This window comes from Bradyrhizobium ivorense, from assembly GCF_900696085.1.
GTDB classification, from domain to species: domain Bacteria; phylum Pseudomonadota; class Alphaproteobacteria; order Rhizobiales; family Xanthobacteraceae; genus Bradyrhizobium; species Bradyrhizobium ivorense.
The window spans coordinates 49,173-68,741 of sequence record NZ_CAADFC020000028.1; the positions used below are offsets into that span (position 1 = coordinate 49,173).

Below are 19,569 nucleotides of genomic sequence, written 5' to 3' on the forward strand. Positions count from 1 at the left end.
GTGATGGATCTGTTTGCCAACCTCGCTCACGGTTTCGCGGTCGCGTTCTCGCCGATCAACCTTCTGATGTGTCTGATCGGTGCGCTGGTCGGCACGCTGGTCGGCGTGCTGCCGGGCATCGGCACCATCGCCACCGTCGCGATGCTGCTGCCGATCACCTTCGGCCTGCCGCCGGTCGGTGCGCTGATCATGCTCGCCGGCATCTATTACGGCGCGCAGTATGGCGGCTCGACCACCTCGATCCTGGTCAATATTCCCGGTGAGGCGACCTCGGTGGTCACCGCGCTCGACGGCCACCAGATGGCCAAGCAGGGCCGTGCCGGTCCGGCGCTGGCGATCGCCGCGATCGGCTCGTTCTTCGCCGGCTGCGTCGCAACGGTGCTGATCGCCGTGCTCGGCGCGCCGCTGACCAAGCTCGCGCTGGCGTTCGGCCCGGCCGAATATTTCTCGCTGATGGTGCTCGGCCTGATCTTCGCGGTGGTGCTCGCCAAGGGAAGCGTGCTGAAGGCGATCGCCATGATCGTGTTCGGCCTGCTGCTGTCGATGGTCGGCTCCGACATCGAGACCGGCGCCTCGCGCATGGCCTTCAACATCCCGGAACTTGCGGACGGCCTTGGTTTTGCAACCGTGGCGATGGGCGTGTTCGGCTTCGCCGAGATCATCCGCAACCTCGATCATGGCGCCGAGATGAGCCGCGATCTGGTGCAGCAGAAGATCACCGGCCTGATGCCGACCAGAAAGGATCTCATCGACTCGGCGCCGGCGATCGGGCGCGGCACCGTGCTCGGCTCGATCCTCGGCATCCTGCCGGGCGGCGGCGCCGTGATCGCCTCGTTCGCGGCCTATACGCTGGAGAAGAAGCTGGCGAAAAATCCGTCGCGGTTCGGCCGCGGCGCGATCGAGGGCGTGGCGGCGCCGGAAAGCGCCAACAATGCCGCGGCGCAGACCTCGTTCATCCCGCTGCTCACCCTCGGCATCCCGCCGAACGCGGTGATGGCGTTGATGGTCGGCGCGATGACCATTCACGGCATCGTGCCGGGTCCGCAGGTGATGCAGAAGCAGCCCGACCTGGTCTGGGGCATGATCGCCTCGATGTGGATCGGCAATCTGATGCTGATCATCATCAACCTGCCGCTGGTCGGCATCTGGGTCCGTCTGCTGCGTGTGCCGTACCGGCTGATGTTCCCCTCGATCGTGATCTTCTGCGCGATCGGCATCTACTCGGTGAACAACGCGCCGGTCGACGTCATCCTCGCCGGCGTGTTCGGCCTGGTCGGCTACTGGCTGATCAAGCACGATTTCGAGCCGGCACCGCTGCTGCTCGGCATGGTGCTCGGCCCGCTGATGGAGGAGAACCTGCGCCGTGCGCTCTTGATCTCGCGCGGCGATTGGAGCGTGTTCCTCTCGCGGCCGCTGTCGGCGGTGCTGCTTGCGATCGCGGCCGGCCTCTTGGTGCTCGCGGTACTGCCGAGCCTGCGTGCCAAGCGCGACGAGGTGTTCACGGAGTCCGAGGGATAGCTGCGGCCTGCGTCGGCGCGCCGCAGGCGCGCAGCCGGAAGTCGAGTAGACTTTCACGGCAGCTTCATGAAATGAAAATGCCGGCCATTGGCCGGCATTTTTGTTGGTTGGACGTTCCGAGGAGATTGAGATGATGCCCATTCGCTCGTTTGCGGGCGCTTGCCTTGCTGCGCTCGCTTCGCTGTGCGCAGTTGCACCCGCTGCGGCGCAAAAATATCCGACGCGCAACATCACCATGATCGTGCCGTTCGCGGCCGGCGGGCCGACCGACGTGATTTCGCGCATCGTCACCGGGCACATGGCACCGACGCTGGGGCAGAGCATCATCATCGAGAACGTGGTCGGCGCCGGCGGTACCACCGGGGCCACGCGGGCCGCGCGCGCCGCCAATGACGGCTATACGTTGATCACCGGGCATATGGGCACGCACGCGGCCTCCGCGCCGCTGTACCCGAAGCTCGCCTACCATCCGGAAAAGGATTTCGAGCCGGTCGCGCTGCTCGCCGGCACGCCGATCCTGATCCTCGCCCGCAAGGATTTTCCGCCGAAGGACCTCAAGGAGTTCGTCGCCTACGTGAAGGCCAATGCCGAGAAGGTCAACGCCGCGCATGCCGGCATCGGCTCGGTCTCGCATGTGTCCTGCGAACTGCTCAATTCGATCCTCGGGATCAAGCCGGTCGGCGTGCCCTTCAATGGCACCGGTCCCGCGATGAACGCGCTGGTCGCCGGCCAGGTCGACTACATGTGCGACCAGATCGTCAACGCGGTGCCGCAGATCAACGCCGGCACCATCAAGGCCTACGCGGTGGCAACGCCCGAGCGCAATCCGTCGCTGCCCAACGTGCCGACCACGACGGAAGCCGGCCTGCCGGAGTTCCAGGCCCAGGCCTGGAACGCGATCTTCGCGCCGAAGGGAACTTCGCCGGCGATCATCGCCACGCTGAACGCCGCTGCGGTCAAGGCGCTCGACGATGAGAACGTCAAGAAGCGGCTGCTCGAACTTGGCAGCGTGATCCCGGCGCCGGCCAACCGCACGCCGGAGGCGCTCGCCGCGCTCGTCAAAAGCGAGATCGCGAAGTGGACGCCGGTGCTCAAGCCGGCGACTTAAACCAGCGCAATCAGGTAGATAGGCAAGGGGCGGAACGCGAGTTCCGCCCCTTGTCGTTTGCCGGAAGAGTGTTCATTTTTCAGGGTATAATCGGTGCAATCAGCCGAATCGGGCGTGTCGACCGGCGGCCTCGGCCGCTACATTCGCCGCTCCCTGGAGCCCCCGAAACAGACGCCCATGAACCAGTATCACGACCTGCTCGAACGCATCCTCGCCGATGGTGCGGAGAAGCATGACCGCACCGGCACCGGCACGCTGTCGGTCTTCGGCCATCAGATGCGCTTCAATCTGTCGGCCGGCTTCCCGATGCTGACGACAAAGCGGCTGCCGCTGAAGGCGATCGTGCACGAACTGCTCTGGTTCCTCGCCGGCGACACCAACATCAAATATCTCAACGACAACGGTGTCACGATCTGGGACGAATGGGCCGACGCCAATGGCGATCTCGGTCCGGTCTACGGCTCGCAATGGCGCTCGTGGCCCGCACCCGACGGCCACAGCATCGACCAGATCGCTGGCGTGATCGAGATGATCAAGCGCAATCCGGACTCGCGGCGGCTGATCGTCAGCGCCTGGAATCCGGCCGAGGTCGACAAGATGGCGCTGCCGCCGTGCCACTGCCTGTTCCAGTTCTATGTCGCGAACGGCAAATTGTCGTGCCAGCTCTATCAGCGCTCCGGCGACGTCTTCCTCGGCGTGCCCTTCAACATCGCCTCCTATGCGCTGCTGACGATGATGGTCGCGCAGGTCACCGGCCTGAAGCCGGGCGACTTCGTGCATTCGCTCGGCGATGCGCATCTCTACTCGAACCATCTCGAGCAGGCGCGCCTGCAATTGACGCGGCCGACGCGGCCGCTGCCGACCATGACGATCAATCCCGACGTGAAGGACATCTTCGCGTTCCGCTACGAGGACTTCAAACTCGAAGGTTACGACCCGCATCCGCACATCAAGGCCGAAGTCGCGGTGTGAGGGATTGATGTCTCTCACCATCCGCCGCGCGCGGCCCGACGAGGCCGGACTGGTGTTCTCGCTGGTCCGTGAGCTCGCCGAATACGAGAAGCTGCTGCACGAGGTGCAGGCCAGCGAGGCCGACATCGCCGAGGCGCTGTTCGGCGCCAATCCGCGGCTGTACTGCGACATCGCCGAATGGAATGGCGAGCCGGCCGGCTTCGCGGTGTGGTTCGTCAACTTCTCCACCTTCGCCGGCCGCCATGGCATCTATCTCGAAGACCTGTTCGTGCGTCCGGCGTTGCGCGGCAAGGGCATCGGCAAGGCGTTGCTGATGCATCTTGCAAGGGAATGCGTCGCGCAGGGCTGGTCGCGCCTGCAATGGGCGGTGCTGGACTGGAATGCGCCGTCGATCGCATTCTACAAATCGCTCGGTGCCGAGCTGATGGACGAATGGACGATCTGCCGCGTCTCCGGCCCGGCGCTCGCGGCGCTGGCGGAAGGGGCGCGTTGATGGAGATCGTGCTCGTCGTTGCAGTCGCCGAGAACGGCGTGATCGGCCGCGACAATGCAATTCCGTGGCGGCTCAAGGCCGACCAGCAGCGCTTCAAGGCCATCACCATGAACAAGCCGGTCGTGATGGGACGCAAGACCTTTGAATCGCTGCGCCGGCCGCTTGCCGGGCGCACCAACATCGTGGTGACGCGCGATCCCGCCTACCGGGCGCGCGGGGTGATCGTCACGACGTCGTTCGAGAGTGCCCGCGCGGTTGCGCTCGGCGACGCGCTGCGGCGTTTCGCCACTGAGATCGCCGTGATCGGCGGCGCGGAAATCTACCGGCAATGGATGGATGTCGCCGATCGCCTCGAGCTTACCGAAGTCCATGCCAGGCCGGAGGGTAACACGCGGTTCGACGCCATCGATGCGAAGCACTGGGAAGAGGTGGCGCGCGTGCGGCATCCGGCCGGCGAGGGCGACAGCGCCGACTTTTCGTATGTGACATATCGTCGGCGCGGCCGCGGTTAACCAATGTTTGCATTGACAATTATGCCCCGGCGCATAGCTCGTCCCGCCATGAAGCTTGCGTTGTAAGGGTCCCGACGGTCCCCTATAACCGGGCCGGACATTCGAGCCCTTGACCGATCCGGTCCGGGCTTGCCCGAGGAGAGATTTGATGCCGTGGAAAAATCAGGGCGGGGGGCCGTGGGGCTCGGGTCCGAAAGGACCATGGGGCTCCGGTCCGCAGTCGGTCGGGCCGAGGCCGCCGGACCTTGAGGACCTGCTGCGCCGCGGCCAGGACCGGCTGCAGCAGTGGCTGCCCGGCGGGCATTTCAGCGGCATGGGGGTCGCGCTGGTCGTGGCCGCCGCGCTGGTGATCTGGTTTGCGACCGGCATCTTCCGCGTGCAGTCGGAGGAGCTCGGCGTCGTGCTGCGCTTCGGCAAGTATGTGCGCGACGCCCAGCCGGGCCTGCGCTATCACCTGCCGTATCCGATCGAGACGGTGCTGCTGCCGAAGGCACTGCGCGTCAGCACGATCTCGATCGGCATGACCCTGATCGACGATCCTTCCCGGCGCGGCCGCACCATGCGCGACGTGCCGGAGGAGAGTCTGATGCTGACGGGCGACGAAAACATCGTCGACGTCGACTTCACCGTGTTGTGGCGGATCAAGCCGGGCGGCGCCGGCGCCTTCCTGTTCAACATCCAGAATCCCGAAGGCACCGTGAAGGCGGTTGCCGAAAGCGCGATGCGCGAGGTGATCGGCCGCTCCCAGATCCAGCCGATCCTGACCGGCGCCCGCAACGTCACCGAGCAGAACGTCCAGGAACTGATGCAGAAGACGCTCGACACCTACGGTGCCGGCATCCAGATCACCCAGGTGCAGATGCAGAAGGTCGACCCGCCGGCGCAGGTGATCGACGCGTTCCGCGACGTGCAGGCTGCGCGCGCCGACTTCGAGCGTCTGCAGAACGAGGCGCAGACTTATGCCAACAGCGTCGTGCCCGAGGCGCGCGGCCGCGCCGCGCAGATCCTGCAGGCCGCCGAAGGCTACAAGGAGCAGGCGGTCGCCGAGGCCAAGGGCCAGAGCGCGCGCTTCCTGAAGGTCTATGAAGAGTACAAGAAGGCACCCGACGTGACGCGTGAGCGGATCTACCTGGAGACCATGGAACGCGTGCTCGGCGGCTCCGAGAAGCTGGTTTATGACGGCGGCGCGGGCCAGAACATCGTGCCCTATCTGCCGCTCGGCGAATTGACGCCGCGGCGTCCCGCAGCACCGGCGGCCACCACCGGCCAGCAGCAGCAGGGAGGCACCCGATGAGGTCCCCCGTCACGGGCATCATGACCCTGATCGTCCTGTTCGTGGTGCTCGCGCTCGCCTACAGCTCGATGTTCACGGTGCAGCAGACCGAGCAGACCATCGTCCTGCGGTTCGGCGAGCCGGTCGAAATCGTCACGGACCCCGGGCTGCACTTCAAGGCGCCCTGGAATTCCGTGATCAACATCGACAAGCGGATTCTCGATCTGGAGAACCCGTCGCAGGAGGTGATCGCCTCCGACCAGAAGCGGCTCGTCGTCGACGCCTTCGCGCGCTATCGCATCAAGAATGCGCTGCGCTTCTACACCAGCGTCGGCTCGATCCAGGCCGCCAACATCCAGCTGACCACGCTGTTGAACGCAGCGCTGCGCCGCGTGCTCGGCGAGGTCAGCTTCATCACGGTGGTGCGCGACGAGCGCGAGCGCCTGATGTCGCGGATCCGCGAGCAGCTCGACAGGGAAGCCGACGGCTACGGCATCGAGGTCGTCGACGTCAGGATCCGCCGCGCCGACCTGCCCGAGCAGAACAGCCAGGCCGTCTACGAGCGGATGAAGACGGAGCGGCAACGCGAGGCCGCCGAGTTCCGCGCCCAGGGCCGCCAGAAGGCGCAGGAGATCCGGTCCAAGGCCGATCGCGAGGCCACCGTGATCGTGGCCGAGGCGAACTCGACCGCCGACCAGACCCGTGGCGCCGGCGATGCCGAGCGCAACCGCCTGTTCGCCGAAGCCTATGGCAAGGATCAGGACTTCTTCGCGTTCTATCGCTCGATGACGGCCTATGAGAACGGCCTGCGCTCCAGCGATACGCGTTTCCTGTTGCGGCCGGATTCGGAGTTCTTCAAATATTTCGGCAGCGCTAGCGGCAAGGCGCCTGAGGCGGCCGCTGCGCCCAAACAGTAGCGTCGCGGCACGGCGGCGAAGCGGATCACGCCTCGCCGCCGTCAAACAACAAGAAGCATCGAGCGGGAGGTTGCCATCTGATGAGGTCCATAGCGTTCGGCGACTTCCTCATCGGCTTGGGAATCCTGTTCGTGCTCGAAGGCATCCTGTTCGCGGCAAGCCCGTCCTGGATGCGCCGGGCGATGAAGAGCGCGCTGGAGACGCCGGACAACATCCTGCGCGTCGTCGGCATCGGTTCGGCGGTGGTCGGGCTGATCCTGATCTGGCTGGTGCGAAAGTAGAGAGATTGTCGTTCCGGGGCGATGCGAAGCATGAGCCTCAGGTGCGCAATTGCGCACCGGGGAACCTCGAGATTCCGGGTTCAGCCTCGTCGGGCTGCCCCGGAATGACGACGTAAACTCTACGCAATCGTGAGCCTTCTGCAGCCGGTTTTTCGCCGAAATGCCCGGCTGAGATGCTTGCCCGCACGCCGGTTCGGGCGCACTCTGTGACCAATGATTTTCGACCCGCTTGCCTGGAGAGATTCCGACATGACCGCTGCCAGACCAGCCCTGAGCCGCCGCCTCCGCCTGATGGGGGCTGCGATCTCGATCGGTGCTGCGACCGTGCTGAGCTCGGTGCCGGCGTTCGCGCGCGGTCCTGAAGGCATCGCCGACACCGCCGAGAAGGTGATCGACGCCGTCGTCAACATCTCGACGTCGCAGAACGTTGAGGCCAAAGGTGGCGGCGGCGCGATGCCGCAACTGCCGCCGGGCTCGCCGTTCGAGGAATTCTTCGACGACTTCTTCAAGAACCGCCGCGGGCCGGGCGGCAGCAAGGGCGGCGACAAGGGCGGCGACTTCCAGCCGCGCAAGACCAACTCGCTCGGCTCCGGCTTCATCGTCGACGCCGCGGGCGTCGTCGTCACCAACAACCACGTCATCGCAGACGCCGACGAGATCAATGTCATTCTCAACGATGGCACCAAGGTGAAGGCCGAGGTGGTCGGCGTCGACAAGAAGACCGACCTTGCGGTGCTGAAGTTCAAGCCGCCGAAGCCGCTCACCGCGGTCAAGTTCGGCGACAGCGACAAGCTGCGTCTCGGCGAATGGGTGATCGCGATCGGCAACCCGTTCAGCCTCGGCGGCTCCGTGACCGCGGGCATCGTCTCGGCCAAGAACCGCGACATCAGCCAGGGACCCTATGACAGCTACATCCAGACCGACGCCTCGATCAACCGCGGCAATTCCGGCGGGCCGCTGTTCAACCTCGACGGCGAGGTGGTTGGCGTCAACACGCTGATCATTTCGCCGACCGGCGGTTCGATCGGCCTCGGCTTCGCGGTGCCGTCGAAGACCGTGGCCGGCGTGGTCGACCAGCTGCAGAAGTTCGGTGAGCTGCGCCGCGGCTGGCTCGGCGTGCGCATCCAGCAGGTCACCGACGAGATCGCCGACAGCCTCAACATCAAGCCGGCGCGCGGCGCGCTGGTCGCCGGCGTCGACGACAAGGGCCCGGCCAAGCCGGCCGGCATCGAGCCCGGCGACGTCGTCGTGAAGTTCGACGGCAAGGACGTCAAGGACCCGAAGGACCTGTCGCGCATCGTCGCCGACACCGCGGTCGGCAAGGAGGTCGAGGTCGTCGTCATCCGCAAGGGTAATGAGGAGACGCGCAAGGTCACCCTCGGCCGTCTCGAGGACAACGACAAGGTCCAGCAGGTCAACGCCAAGCCGAAGGATGATACCGCCGAGAAGCCGGTGACCCAGAAGGCGCTCGGTCTCGATCTGGCGGCGCTGAGCAAGGACCTGCGCACCAAGTACAAGATCAAGGACAGCGTGAAGGGCGTCATCGTCACCGGGGTCGACAACAATTCCGATGCCGCCGAGAAGCGGCTGTCGGCCGGCGACGTCATCGTCGAGGTGGCGCAGGAGGCGGTCAGCAACGCCGCCGACATCAAGAAGCGCGTCGACCAGCTCAAGAAGGACGGCAAGAAGTCGGTGCTGCTGCTGGTCTCCAACGGGGACGGCGAACTGCGGTTCGTGGCGCTCGGCGTGCAGTAGACCCCTGCAGAGTCATTCCGGGGCGATGCGAAGCATCGAACCCGGAAGCTCGAACGATTTGCCCGACTTGAGGTTCGGGGCTCGGTCCTGCGGACCGTCCCCGGGGCGAGGGCACACTATTTCGGAATAATAAAAGATTACCCCTGAGTTGCCCGACGTGTCAAGTCGCCCGGTCGACCGCCGGCTACTTTGCATGGGGTTGTTTTCGCCATATTGGCAGTTCGCCCCCGCGATCGCCCTGCGGACCGCCTTATTCCACGAATTCGTCGCGCCGATAGCCCTGCGCATACAATAGCGCGGTGAGGTCGCCGTGATCGATCCGGCCCGCGGCGGCGGCCGCGACTGCCGGCTTGGCGTGATAGGCGACGCCGAGGCCGGCGGCCTCGATCATGCCGAGGTCGTTGGCGCCATCGCCGACCACCAGCGTGTCGATGTCGTCGAGGTCGAAGGATTCCGTCAGCTCGATCAGGGTGGCGAGCTTGGTGGCGCGGCCGAGGATCGGCTCGATCACCTCGCCGGTCAGCTTGCCGTTCTCGACCTGCAACCGGTTGGCGCGGTTCTCCTGGAAGCCGATCCGCTCCGCGACCACGTTGGTGAACAGCGTGAAGCCGCCCGAGATCAGGCAGGTGTAGGCGCCGTGCGCGCGCATGGTCATGACAAGCTGGCGGCCGCCCGGCGTCAGCGTGATGCGCTTCTCCAGCACCTCGTCGACCACGCTGACCGGGAGATCCTTGAGCAGCGCCACGCGCTCGCGCAGTGCCGGCTCGAAGTCGATCTCGCCGCGCATCGCGCGCTCGGTGATCCCTGCAACGTGGGCCTTCAGCCCGGCGAAATCGGCGAGTTCGTCGATGCACTCCTGGCCGATCATGGTGGAATCCATATCGGCCAGAAAAAGCTTCTTGCGCCGGGCGATCCGCGGCTGCACGACAATGTCGATCGGCAGGTCGCCGCGCGCCGCGCGCAGGCGGGCTTCGATGGCCTTGACGTCCGCGCTGCCGGTGTCTTGGCTCTCGAACGGAATGTCCACGGCAACTTCGTTGAACAGCCAATGCGCCGGGCCGGCCGACGGCAGCACCGCCCGCGCGCCGTCGACGATGGTGGAGTCGAGCGCGGGGCTTGCGGGATTGCAGATCAGCGTGGCAACGAGGGACATGCAGGCGCATTCGAAATTGTTGGACAAGGCCGTGCTTATCGCAGGGCCGACCGCCAGCGGCAAGTCGGCGCTGGCGCTGGCGCTCGCCCAGGCAACCGGCGGCGTCGTGATCAACACCGACTCCATGCAGGTCTACCGCGATTTGCGGATCATTACGGCGCGGCCGACCGCGGCCGAGGAGGCGCTGGTTCCGCACCGGCTCTACGGCCATGTCGATGCTGCCGTGAATTTCTCCGCCGGCGCCTGGGTGGCCGACGCGGCGAGGGTGCTGGCGGAGGTGCGCGCGCAAGGGCGGACGGCGATCTTCATCGGCGGCTCCGGTCTCTATTTCAAGGCGCTGACGCGGGGGCTGTCGGCGGTGCCGCCGATCCCCGCCGCGGTGCGCGAAGCCGTGCGCGCGCGGCTGGAGCAGGGCGGCGTCGAGGCGCTGCATGCCGCGCTCGCACAGCGCGATCCGGTGTCGGCCGAGCGGCTGAAGCCGCGCGACCGCACCCGCATCGCGCGCGCGCTCGAGGTCGTGGAGGCCACCGGGCGGGCGCTGCCGGACTGGCATCGCGAAGGCCAGCCGCCGCTGCTGCCGACCGGCGAGTTCCGCGCGCTGTTTCTCGCGCCCGAGCGCGAGCGGCTGTATCAGCGGATCGATGCGCGGTTCGGCACCATGCTCAAGGCCGGCGCGCTCGACGAGGTCGAACGTCTGGCGGCCCGCGGGCTCGATCCGCTGCTGCCGGCCATGAAGGCCCACGGCGTGCCGGCGCTGATACGCCACCTCAAAGGGGAGATCAGCCGGGATGACGCCGCCGAGATCGGCCGGGCCGATACCCGTCACTATGCAAAGCGCCAGTTCACCTGGTTTCGTCACCAGCTGCCGGAATTCGAATGGGTGGCGCCGGAGGGCGCCGGGGAATGGCTCGGGATTTCGTAACCCGGATGGAGCGCAACGTAATCCGGGGGGTCTGCAGCCACGGAGGGGCCTCTCCCGGATTGCGCTTAGCTCCATCCGGGCTACCCGTCTGCTGCTGGCGGCCCGCGCCCGTCTGCCATGCGCGTTTTGCCACGCAAAAACACTCGCCGAACGGCCGGAACCCCGTTACACTCCAAAAAGCCGCGAAAATGCTTGCCTTGCCTTGACATTCGGGCTTTGGCCGCTATGTTTCGCGCAACCTTTGGGAAGCCCGAGCAGTCGCATGCGCAACATTATTACCAAACTGCTTATCGCCGTCGTACCCAGGCACACCGCCGGGGATGGCTAGCGGCCATCCAAATTCAGGCGGTGTGCATGGGGCCTCTGGGGCCCTTTTTTATTTCCCGAAGCAAGCTTGCAAGAAAACCGCGCCAAACCAGGCGCATCCGGAGTGAGCCATGACCGACAAGAGCCACGATCCCAATCAGATGACCGGCGCCGCGATGATCGTGCGCGCGCTCATCGATCACGGCGTGCTGCATGTCTTCGGCTATCCCGGCGGCGCGGTGCTTCCGATCTATGACGAGATTTTCCAGCAGAGCGAGGTCGAGCACATCCTGGTCCGCCATGAGCAGGGCGCCGGCCACGCCGCCGAGGGCTATGCGCGCTCGACCGGCAAGCCCGGCGTGGTGCTGGTGACCTCGGGCCCCGGCGCTACCAACATGGTGACGCCGCTGACCGATGCGCTGATGGACTCGATCCCGCTGGTCTGCATCACCGGCCAGGTGCCGACGCACCTGATCGGCAATGACGCGTTCCAGGAATGCGACACCGTCGGCATCACGCGGCCCGCAACCAAGCACAACTGGCTGGTGCGCGACGTCAACGACCTCGCCAGGGTGCTGCACGAGGCCTTCTATGTCGCCACCACCGGCCGGCCCGGCCCGGTCGTGGTCGACGTGCCGAAGGACGTGCAGTTCGCGACCGGCACCTATCATCCGCCGCGCAAGTCCGACGTGCATGTCTCCTACACGCCGCGCGTCAAGGGCGATGCGATGCAGATCCGCAAGGCGGTGGCGCTGCTCGCCAACGCCAAACGCCCCGTGATCTATTCCGGCGGCGGCGTGATCAATGCCGGCCCGGAAGCCTCGAAGCTGCTGCGCCAGTTCGTCGAGGCCACCGGCTTCCCGATCACCTCGACGCTGATGGGGCTCGGGGCCTATCCGGCCTCGGGGCCGAACTGGCTCGGCATGCTCGGCATGCACGGCACCTACGAAGCCAACATGACCATGCATGATTGCGACGTCATGCTGTGCGTCGGCGCGCGCTTCGACGACCGCATCACCGGCCGCACCGACGCGTTCTCGCCGAACTCGAAGAAGATCCATATCGACATCGATCCGTCCTCGATCAACAAGAACATTCGCGTCGACGTGCCGATCATCGGCGACGCCGCCAACGTGCTCGGCGACCTCCTGCAGGTGTTCAAGGCGGAGGCCAAGAAGCCCGACATCAAGTCGTGGTGGCAGCAGATCGCGCAATGGCGCGCGCGCAACTCGCTGTCCTACAAGAAGAACAACGATATCATCCTGCCGCAATATGCCATTCAGCGGCTGTTCGAGCTGACCCGCGGCAAGGACACCTACATCACGACCGAAGTCGGCCAGCATCAGATGTGGGCGGCGCAGTTCTACGGCTTCGAGGAGCCGCATCGCTGGATGACCTCGGGCGGCCTCGGCACCATGGGCTACGGCCTGCCGGCCGCAGTCGGCGTGCAGGTCGCGCATCCCGACAGCCTGGTGATCGACATCGCCGGCGACGCCTCGGTGCAGATGACGATCCAGGAGATGTCGACGGCGGTGCAGTTCGAGCTGCCGATCAAGATCTTCATCCTGAACAACCAGTACATGGGCATGGTGCGGCAGTGGCAGCAGCTGCTGCACGGCAACCGCCTGTCGCATTCCTACTCGGAGGCGCTGCCCGACTTCGTCAAGCTCGCCGACGCCTATGGCTGCGTCGGGCTGCGGGCGTCCAAGCCGGCCGATCTCGACGGCGCGATCAAGGAGATGATCTCGATCAAGCGCCCGGTGCTGTTCGATTGCCGCGTCGCGGCACTGGAAAACTGCTTCCCGATGATCCCGTCGGGCAAGGCACACAACGAGATGCTGCTGCCGGAAGAGGCGACCAGCGAGGCCACCGCCAACGCTTTTGCCGCCGGCAAGGCGCTGGTGTGACGATGGGGGACACACATTCCGCTGTCATCGCCCGGCTTGACCGGGCGATCCAGTACGCCGCGGCGTCTCGTTTGATCGCTAGTGTCTCTGGAATACTGGATCCCCGCTTTCGCGGGGATGACAGCAACGAAGGTCGGTCAGAAAGCACCCATGTTTGATCTCAGCGAGCTCGAACGCGCCCACCGGATCGTCGGCACCGCGGTGCCGCCGACGCCGACGCATGCCTGGCCACTGCTGGCGGAGCGGCTCGGCACTTCCGTCGTGGTCAAGCATGAGAACCACACGCCGATCGGCGCCTTCAAGGTGCGCGGTGGCCTGGTCTATCTCGAGCGGCTGAAGCGCGAGCGGCCCGATGTGCCCGGCATCATCTCGGCGACCCGCGGCAATCACGGCCAGAGCCTCGCCTTTGCCGCCGGCCGGCACGGCGTGCCGGCGGTGATCTATGTGCCGCGCAGCAACTCGGTCGAGAAGAATCGCGCCATGCGCGCGTTCGGCGCCGAGCTGGTCGAGCACGGCGACGATTTTCAGGCCGCCCGGGAAGAGGCCGAGCGCCGCGCCCAGTTCGCCGGGCTGCACATGGTGCCGTCATTCCACCCGGACCTGGTGCTGGGGGTTGCGACCTACGCGCTCGAGCTGTTCCGCGCGACGGCGGACCTCGACACGCTCTATGTGCCGATCGGGCAGGGCTCCGGCATCTGCGGCTGCATCATGGCGCGCGACCTGCTCGGACTGAAGACCGAGATCGTCGGCGTGCAGTCGACCGAGGCGCCGTCCTACGCGTTGTCATTTGCGTCAGGCAAGATCGTCACCACCGAGACAAGCAATACCCGGGCCGATGGCATGGCGACGCGGATTCCCGATCCCGAGGCGTTGGCGCTAATCCGCAAGGGCGCCTCGCGCATCGTGCAGGTCACTGACGACGAGGTCGCTGACGCGATCCGCGCCTACTGGACCGATACCCACAATCTCGCCGAAGGCGCCGGTGCCGCGGCGCTCGCTGCCGCGCTGCAGGAAAAAGCCAGGCTCGCCGGCAAGCGGGTCGGCCTGATCCTGAGCGGCGGCAATATCGATTTCGATCTGTTCCGGTCATGGATCGGGACGGAGGCCGCGCCGGCCGCGCAGCGCGCGGTGGCGTGAGAAGAATCCAAGGGGACGACAATGAACCAGCCCGCATCCGCCTACTTCCTGGAAGAGCGCCACGATCCCAACGAGACGCACACGCTGTCCGTGCTCGTGCAGAACGAGCCCGGCGTGCTCGCCCGCGTGATCGGCTTGTTCTCCGGCCGCGGCTACAACATCGATAGTCTCACCGTCTCGGAGACCGAGAGCCAGAAACATCTCTCGCGCATCACCATCGTCACCACGGGCACGCCGATGGTGATCCAGCAGATCAAGCATCAGCTCGATCGCATGATCCCGGTCTATCGCGTCGTCGACATGACGCTGACCGGGCAGGCGATCGAGCGCGAGCTCGCGATGGTCAAGGTGCGCGGCACCGGCGACCACCGCGTCGAGGCGCTGCGGCTGGCCGATGCGTTCCGCGCCCGGGTGATCGACGCCACGACCGAGAGCTTCGTGTTCGAGATCACAGGCAATTCGTCCAAGATCAATCAGTTCATCGACCTGATGCGCCCGCTGGGGCTGGTCGAGGTGTCACGAACCGGGGTGGCCGCGATCACGCGCGGGCCGGAAGGGATGTGAATCATGTTGGCGCGCGACTGGTACTACACCCAACGGCGGCGGGTCGGGCTCGATACCGCGGTGGCCTCGATCTATGACGTCACCGAGGACAGCGATGCCCGCGCCCGCCAGGCGCTGACCACGCTCGGCGTCAAGCCGGGCTGGCGGGTCGCCGACATCGGTTGCGGCAACGGCGTGCTGGCGACCGAGGCCGCCTTGATGGGCGCCGAAGTCGACGCCATCGACATCTCGCCGGCGATGCTCGGGCTCGCCGAGATTTACGCGCGCGACCGCAAGGCGAACATCCGGACCCAGCCGGCCGGGCTCTTGTCCTTCGCCTATCAGGCGAATTCGTATGATTTGATCGTCAGCGAGTTCACGCTGCACCACTTGCCGGACTTCTGGAAGGCGGTGGCGATGTCGCGGATCTTCAACGCGCTGAAGCCGGGCGCCAACTTCTATCTGCGCGACATGGTGTTCGTCAGCATGCCCGACGGCGTCGAGCGCGACGTCGAGGGCTGGGCGGATTTCTCGATCAAGAACCACGATTTCGAGCGCGACAGCGTGATGACCCACATGCGTGACGAATACTCGACCTTCGGCTGGGTGATGGAGCGCATGCTGACCGAGACCGGCTTCGCGCTGGTCTCGGCCGACTATCACGCGCCGCTGCACGGCACTTATCTGCTGCGCAAACCGAAGCCGGACGAACAGATCTAGACGCCGACGCCAGAAGCGAAACGGAAGCAAAAGACGAACAACAATGAAGCCGGCCGATGTTGGCATCGCCGTCATGGTCGCGGTGATCTGGGGGCTTGCGTTCGTCGCAAGCCGGATCGCGCTCGATGAGCTGCCCCCGGAATTGATGACCGCGCTGCGCTTTGGCATCGCGGCGGTGCCGTGCCTGTTCGTGCGCAAGCCGGCCCAGGTCTCGTGGCCGCTCCTGATCGCCATCAGCTTCACGCTGTTCCTCGGCCAATTCCTGGCGCAGTCGATTGCCATCGCGCATGGCGTGCCGGTCGGGCTCACCAGCGTGATCGTGCAAAGTCAGGCGCTGTTCACCATCGGCTTTGCCGCCGTGCTGTTCGGCGAACTACCGTCGCGGATGCAGACGGTTGGCATTGCGATTGCCGCGTTCGGCCTGCTGATGATCTGCGGTACCGTCGGCTACGACTTCAGCGTCACCGCTTTTGCCATCCTGATGATCTCACCGATCTCGTTCGCGATCGGCAACCTGCTGCTGCGGCCGGCGCAGGGCGCGCGCATGTTCGACCTGTTCGCGTGGCTGTGCCTTTGCGCGGCGGTGCCATTGTTCATCCTGTCATTCGTCACCCTGGGACCGCTGCCGCTGGGGCAGGCGCTGTGGCATCTGTCACCGGCCGGCATCGTCTCGATGCTGTTCGTCGGCACCATCTCGACCAGCATCGCCTACTGGCTGTGGGGTCGGCTGCTGCGGGACTACCCGGCCGCACAGGTGGTGCCGTTCGCGCTGCTGGTGCCGTTTGTCGGCTCGGCGGCCTCGAGCATCGTATTTGGTGAAAAATTCGGGCCGCTGCGGCTGGCCGGCATGATCACGGTGATCGCCGGCATCGCCGTCATGCTGCTGTCGAAGCGGCCTAAAGTTCTGCCGAAAGTCGCGTGAGGGCACCATGTCCAGTTCGTTGCTGTTCGCCTTTGTCGTGTTCGCCGTCGTGATGTTCTTCACCCCGGGCCCCAACAACATCATGCTGCTGTCGTCCGGCCTGACCTACGGCTTCCGCCGCACGGTGCCGCATATCGCCGGCATCACGGTCGGCTTCGCCTTCATGGTCGGCGCGGTCGGCGTCGGGCTCGGCACCATCTTCCTCGCCTATCCGGTGCTGCAGACGATCCTCAAATATGGCGGCGTCGCCTATCTGATCTATCTGGCCGCCATCATCGCCATGGCCGAGCCGCCCTCGGCGGACAAGGACGAGAAGGCGGGCCGCGGCCCGATGACGTTCTGGGGCGCGGCCATGTTCCAGTGGATCAACGCCAAGGGCTGGGTGATGGTGATCGGCACCATCACCGCCTATGCCGCGATTGCCACATTTCCCTGGAATATCGCGATCCAGGTCGGCCTCAGCCTGCTGCTGGGCACGGTGTCCTGTACGGTCTGGGCGCTGTTCGGCACCGCGCTGCGGCCGATCCTGACCTCGCACCTGGCGATCCGGATCTTCAATGTGGCGATGGCCATCCTGCTCCTGGCCTCGCTCTACCCGGTCTTCATGGACGCATGATGCCGCACCGCGCCATGCGAGATGGGGGTTTCCCCTGACGGGGAAAATGCTCTAGACAACGCCGGAAATTCGCGGGCGCCCGGCGGTTCTGTCCTTCCGAAAGCCTGATCCATCGGCCGATGTTCGGCCCCCTGCAAACGAGGAAACCACGATGCGAGTTTACTACGATCGCGATGCCGACCTGAACCTGATCAAGGGCAAGAAGGTCGCCATCGTTGGCTATGGCAGCCAGGGCCACGCCCATGCGCTCAACCTGAAGGATTCCGGCGTCAAGGAAGTAGCGATCGCGCTGCGCAAGGGCTCGGCCTCGGCCAAGAAGGCCGAGAACGCCGGCTTCAAGGTGATGGAAGTCGCCGAGGCCGCCAAATGGGCCGACCTCGTCATGATGCTGACCCCGGACGAGCTGCAGGGCGACATCTATCGCGAGCATCTGCACGACAACATGAAGAAGGGCGCGGCGCTGGTGTTCGCCCACGGCCTCAACGTGCACTTCAACCTGCTCGACCCGCGCGCCGACCTCGACGTGCTGATGATCGCGCCGAAGGGCCCCGGCCACACCGTGCGCTCGGAATATCAGCGCGGCGGCGGCGTGCCCTGCCTGATCGCGATTGCCAAGGATTCCTCCGGCAACGCCCATGACCTCGGCCTCAGCTACGCCTCGGCGATCGGCGGCGGCCGCGCCGGCATCATCGAGACCACCTTCAAGGAAGAGTGCGAGACCGATCTGTTCGGCGAGCAGGTGGTGCTCTGCGGCGGCCTGGTCGAGCTGATCAAGGGCGGCTACGAGACGCTGGTTGAGGCCGGCTACGCGCCGGAGATGGCCTATTTCGAGTGCCTGCACGAGGTGAAGCTGATCGTCGACCTGATCTATGAAGGCGGCATCGCCAACATGAACTACTCGATCTCCAACACCGCCGAATACGGCGAGTACGTCACCGGCCCGCGCATCGTCACCGACGAGACCAAGAAGGAGATGAAGCGCGTCCTCAACGACATCCAGTCCGGCAAGTTCGCCCGCGACTGGATGCTGGAGAACAAGGTCAACCAGACCTCGTTCAAGGCGACCCGCGCCAAGCTCGCCGCGCACCCGATCGAGCAGGTCGGCGAGAAGCTGCGCGACATGATGCCCTGGATCAAGAAGGGCGCGCTGGTCGACAAGAGCAAGAACTGAGACTGCGCAGGGTGGGCACGCTGAGCCGTGCCCACCGTGTGGTCCGCTTTCGTCATTGCGAGCGAAGCGAAGCAATCCATCGTGCGGCAAGCGGAGACATGGATTGCTTCGCGGAGCCTGTCATCGGGCGCGCATTCGCGCGATCCGTTGGCTCGAATGACGGGGATGTACGACGCCGGAGGCTACCCTACCGCCGCCGGCTGCTTCTCGATCCGGTTGTGGAGCTGCCAGAACCGCACGGTACGCTGCGCCGTTTCCAGCGACAGCCGCCGGTAGTCGCGCTGTGCGACCTCAAGGGTCGCGTCGTCGAGCGGATGCGGCAGCGGCCGCCGGCGCAGGATGGATTCCACCGTCGGCCAGTTCAGCCGCGCCGAGCGGCACGGGATCAGGATCAGGTCCGAGCGCATGCCGAGCATCAGGCGTTCCACCATCACGATCGGCATGTCGTTGAGCACGGCGAGCGCGACCGTGACCTCGTCGAACTTGCCGGCCTCGGCGAATTTGTAGACCGCCGCATCGTCGAGCTCGTTGAGCTGCTTCATCAGCTTCACATACTCTTCCGCGATGCCGTAATTGCGGCGCGGGGTGGCGGCCTCCTGCTCGGCGATGTGGTCGAGCACCTGGCGGATATCGTCGCGCACCGCGGGCGGCGCGATCGCGAGCAAGCGGGCGCGCACCGTGGCCTTGGCGCGGGCCAGCAGGTCATGCAGCAGCTTGGCCGGAAGGTCGAGCCGCAGCCCGAGGATCTCGACCAACTCGTCGTCCTGCTCGGCGCGGGCGACGATGTTGGAATAGCCGTCGTCGGAGAACTGGGCGCTGGCGTTCTTGGCGAGCCGCCGGATCACCCGGTCCTCACCGCGGCCGATGATCACGTCGGTGACGACCTCGGGCAGGTTCTCGCGCGCCGAGATCGCAAACAGATGATCCTGTCCCTTGGTGCTGGCGATCTCGCGCAGCGCCTCCGGGCTGAGGCGGCTGGAATGGGTCAGCACCTCGCCGGCGACGCTGATATCGTCGTCCCAGGCGAGATACTGGATCACCTCGAATGGTGCGTAGTCGCGCGGCGCAAGCCGCTTGGACAACTCGGCCCGCGCCCGCGTCTCGACGCGCGCGACCAGGAGGCAGAGCACGTCGTCGAACACCTTGACCTGCTCATCGTTGAGCCGGTCGCCGTCGTTCAGGAACAGGTCCGTGACCCGGCGCAGCGTCTGCACGCGCCTGGTCGAGGTCCCGTCCCGGACCGCATCTTCGAGTTCGGCAATAATCGATTCTGACGCCTGTTGCGCCATTGATGGGCAACCTTGTTGTTTGTTGGATGACACCTGCGATCACGATGCAACATG

Annotated in this window: 19 protein-coding genes; 17 read left to right on the forward strand and 2 right to left on the reverse strand. The window is 65.7% G+C overall.

Features of this window, described 5'->3' with window-relative positions:
- The first annotated feature begins 3 nt into the window (after window positions 1–3).
- From CI41S_RS31415 to CI41S_RS31455, 9 genes are all read left to right on the forward strand, one after another.
- Window positions 4–1,518, forward strand: a complete 1,515-nt coding sequence (locus CI41S_RS31415) for a tripartite tricarboxylate transporter permease (protein ID WP_172627066.1) — start codon at window positions 4–6, stop codon at window positions 1,516–1,518.
- 130 nt (window positions 1,519–1,648) lie between these two features.
- Entirely contained in the window at window positions 1,649–2,626 is a 978-nt protein-coding gene (locus CI41S_RS31420; RefSeq protein WP_139863009.1) for a tripartite tricarboxylate transporter substrate binding protein BugD, read from the forward strand.
- 177 nt (window positions 2,627–2,803) lie between these two features.
- Window positions 2,804–3,598 carry a thymidylate synthase gene (locus CI41S_RS31425; protein WP_139863538.1) on the forward strand — a complete coding sequence of 265 codons (795 nt, stop codon included), beginning with the start codon at window positions 2,804–2,806 and terminating at the stop codon, window positions 3,596–3,598.
- Between the two features lie 7 nt (window positions 3,599–3,605).
- The gene (locus CI41S_RS31430) at window positions 3,606–4,091 is read left to right on the forward strand and encodes a GNAT family N-acetyltransferase (protein WP_139863010.1); all 486 of its coding nucleotides are present in this window, start codon (window positions 3,606–3,608) and stop codon (window positions 4,089–4,091) included.
- Entirely contained in the window at window positions 4,091–4,603 is a 513-nt protein-coding gene (locus CI41S_RS31435; RefSeq protein ID WP_139863011.1) for a dihydrofolate reductase, read from the forward strand. Before CI41S_RS31430 ends, CI41S_RS31435 begins: the two co-directional genes overlap by 1 nt.
- Before the next feature lie 148 nt (window positions 4,604–4,751).
- Window positions 4,752–5,897: an FtsH protease activity modulator HflK gene (hflK, locus tag CI41S_RS31440; RefSeq protein WP_139485605.1), complete on the forward strand. Its 1,146-nt coding sequence runs from the start codon at window positions 4,752–4,754 to the stop codon at window positions 5,895–5,897.
- Window positions 5,894–6,793 carry a protease modulator HflC gene (hflC, locus tag CI41S_RS31445; RefSeq protein ID WP_139485604.1) on the forward strand — a complete coding sequence of 300 codons (900 nt, stop codon included), beginning with the start codon at window positions 5,894–5,896 and terminating at the stop codon, window positions 6,791–6,793. Before hflK ends, hflC begins: the two co-directional genes overlap by 4 nt.
- A gap of 80 nt (window positions 6,794–6,873) precedes the next feature.
- Window positions 6,874–7,074: a DUF2065 domain-containing protein gene (locus CI41S_RS31450; protein ID WP_139863015.1), complete on the forward strand. Its 201-nt coding sequence runs from the start codon at window positions 6,874–6,876 to the stop codon at window positions 7,072–7,074.
- Window positions 7,075–7,323: 249 nt separating this feature from the next.
- Window positions 7,324–8,829, forward strand: coding sequence for a Do family serine endopeptidase (locus CI41S_RS31455; protein WP_139485602.1), 1,506 nt, complete (start codon window positions 7,324–7,326; stop codon window positions 8,827–8,829).
- 250 nt (window positions 8,830–9,079) lie between these two features.
- On the opposite strand, the gene serB is transcribed toward CI41S_RS31455, so the two are convergent.
- Entirely contained in the window at window positions 9,080–9,982 is a 903-nt protein-coding gene (gene serB, locus CI41S_RS31460; RefSeq protein ID WP_139863016.1) for a phosphoserine phosphatase SerB, read from the reverse strand.
- Between serB and miaA the strand changes: the two genes are divergently transcribed.
- From miaA to ilvC, 8 genes are all read left to right on the forward strand, one after another.
- Entirely contained in the window at window positions 9,981–10,904 is a 924-nt protein-coding gene (gene miaA, locus CI41S_RS31465; protein WP_139863539.1) for a tRNA (adenosine(37)-N6)-dimethylallyltransferase MiaA, read from the forward strand. The two genes, serB and miaA, sit on opposite strands and share 2 nt — an antisense overlap.
- A gap of 437 nt (window positions 10,905–11,341) precedes the next feature.
- A complete protein-coding gene (locus CI41S_RS31470) occupies window positions 11,342–13,117 on the forward strand; it encodes an acetolactate synthase 3 large subunit (protein WP_139485599.1) in 1,776 nt (591 codons plus the stop codon).
- Between the two features lie 150 nt (window positions 13,118–13,267).
- Entirely contained in the window at window positions 13,268–14,254 is a 987-nt protein-coding gene (locus CI41S_RS31475; RefSeq protein WP_139863017.1) for a threonine dehydratase, read from the forward strand.
- A gap of 21 nt (window positions 14,255–14,275) precedes the next feature.
- Window positions 14,276–14,818, forward strand: coding sequence for an acetolactate synthase small subunit (gene ilvN / locus CI41S_RS31480; RefSeq protein ID WP_139485597.1), 543 nt, complete (start codon window positions 14,276–14,278; stop codon window positions 14,816–14,818).
- Between the two features lie 3 nt (window positions 14,819–14,821).
- Window positions 14,822–15,517 (forward strand): class I SAM-dependent methyltransferase, encoded by a 696-nt coding sequence (locus CI41S_RS31485; RefSeq protein WP_139863018.1) that lies wholly within the window; start codon window positions 14,822–14,824, stop codon window positions 15,515–15,517.
- Between the two features lie 43 nt (window positions 15,518–15,560).
- Window positions 15,561–16,439 carry an EamA family transporter gene (locus CI41S_RS31490; RefSeq protein WP_139863019.1) on the forward strand — a complete coding sequence of 293 codons (879 nt, stop codon included), beginning with the start codon at window positions 15,561–15,563 and terminating at the stop codon, window positions 16,437–16,439.
- Window positions 16,440–16,446: 7 nt separating this feature from the next.
- Window positions 16,447–17,055, forward strand: coding sequence for a LysE family translocator (locus tag CI41S_RS31495; protein WP_139485594.1), 609 nt, complete (start codon window positions 16,447–16,449; stop codon window positions 17,053–17,055).
- A 151-nt stretch (window positions 17,056–17,206) separates the two neighbouring features.
- Window positions 17,207–18,226 (forward strand): ketol-acid reductoisomerase, encoded by a 1,020-nt coding sequence (gene ilvC, locus CI41S_RS31500; protein WP_139485593.1) that lies wholly within the window; start codon window positions 17,207–17,209, stop codon window positions 18,224–18,226.
- Between the two features lie 182 nt (window positions 18,227–18,408).
- Here ilvC and CI41S_RS31505 read toward each other — a convergent pair whose 3' ends face one another.
- Entirely contained in the window at window positions 18,409–19,515 is a 1,107-nt protein-coding gene (locus tag CI41S_RS31505; protein ID WP_139863020.1) for a DUF2336 domain-containing protein, read from the reverse strand.
- Window positions 19,516–19,569: the final 54 nt, after the last annotated feature.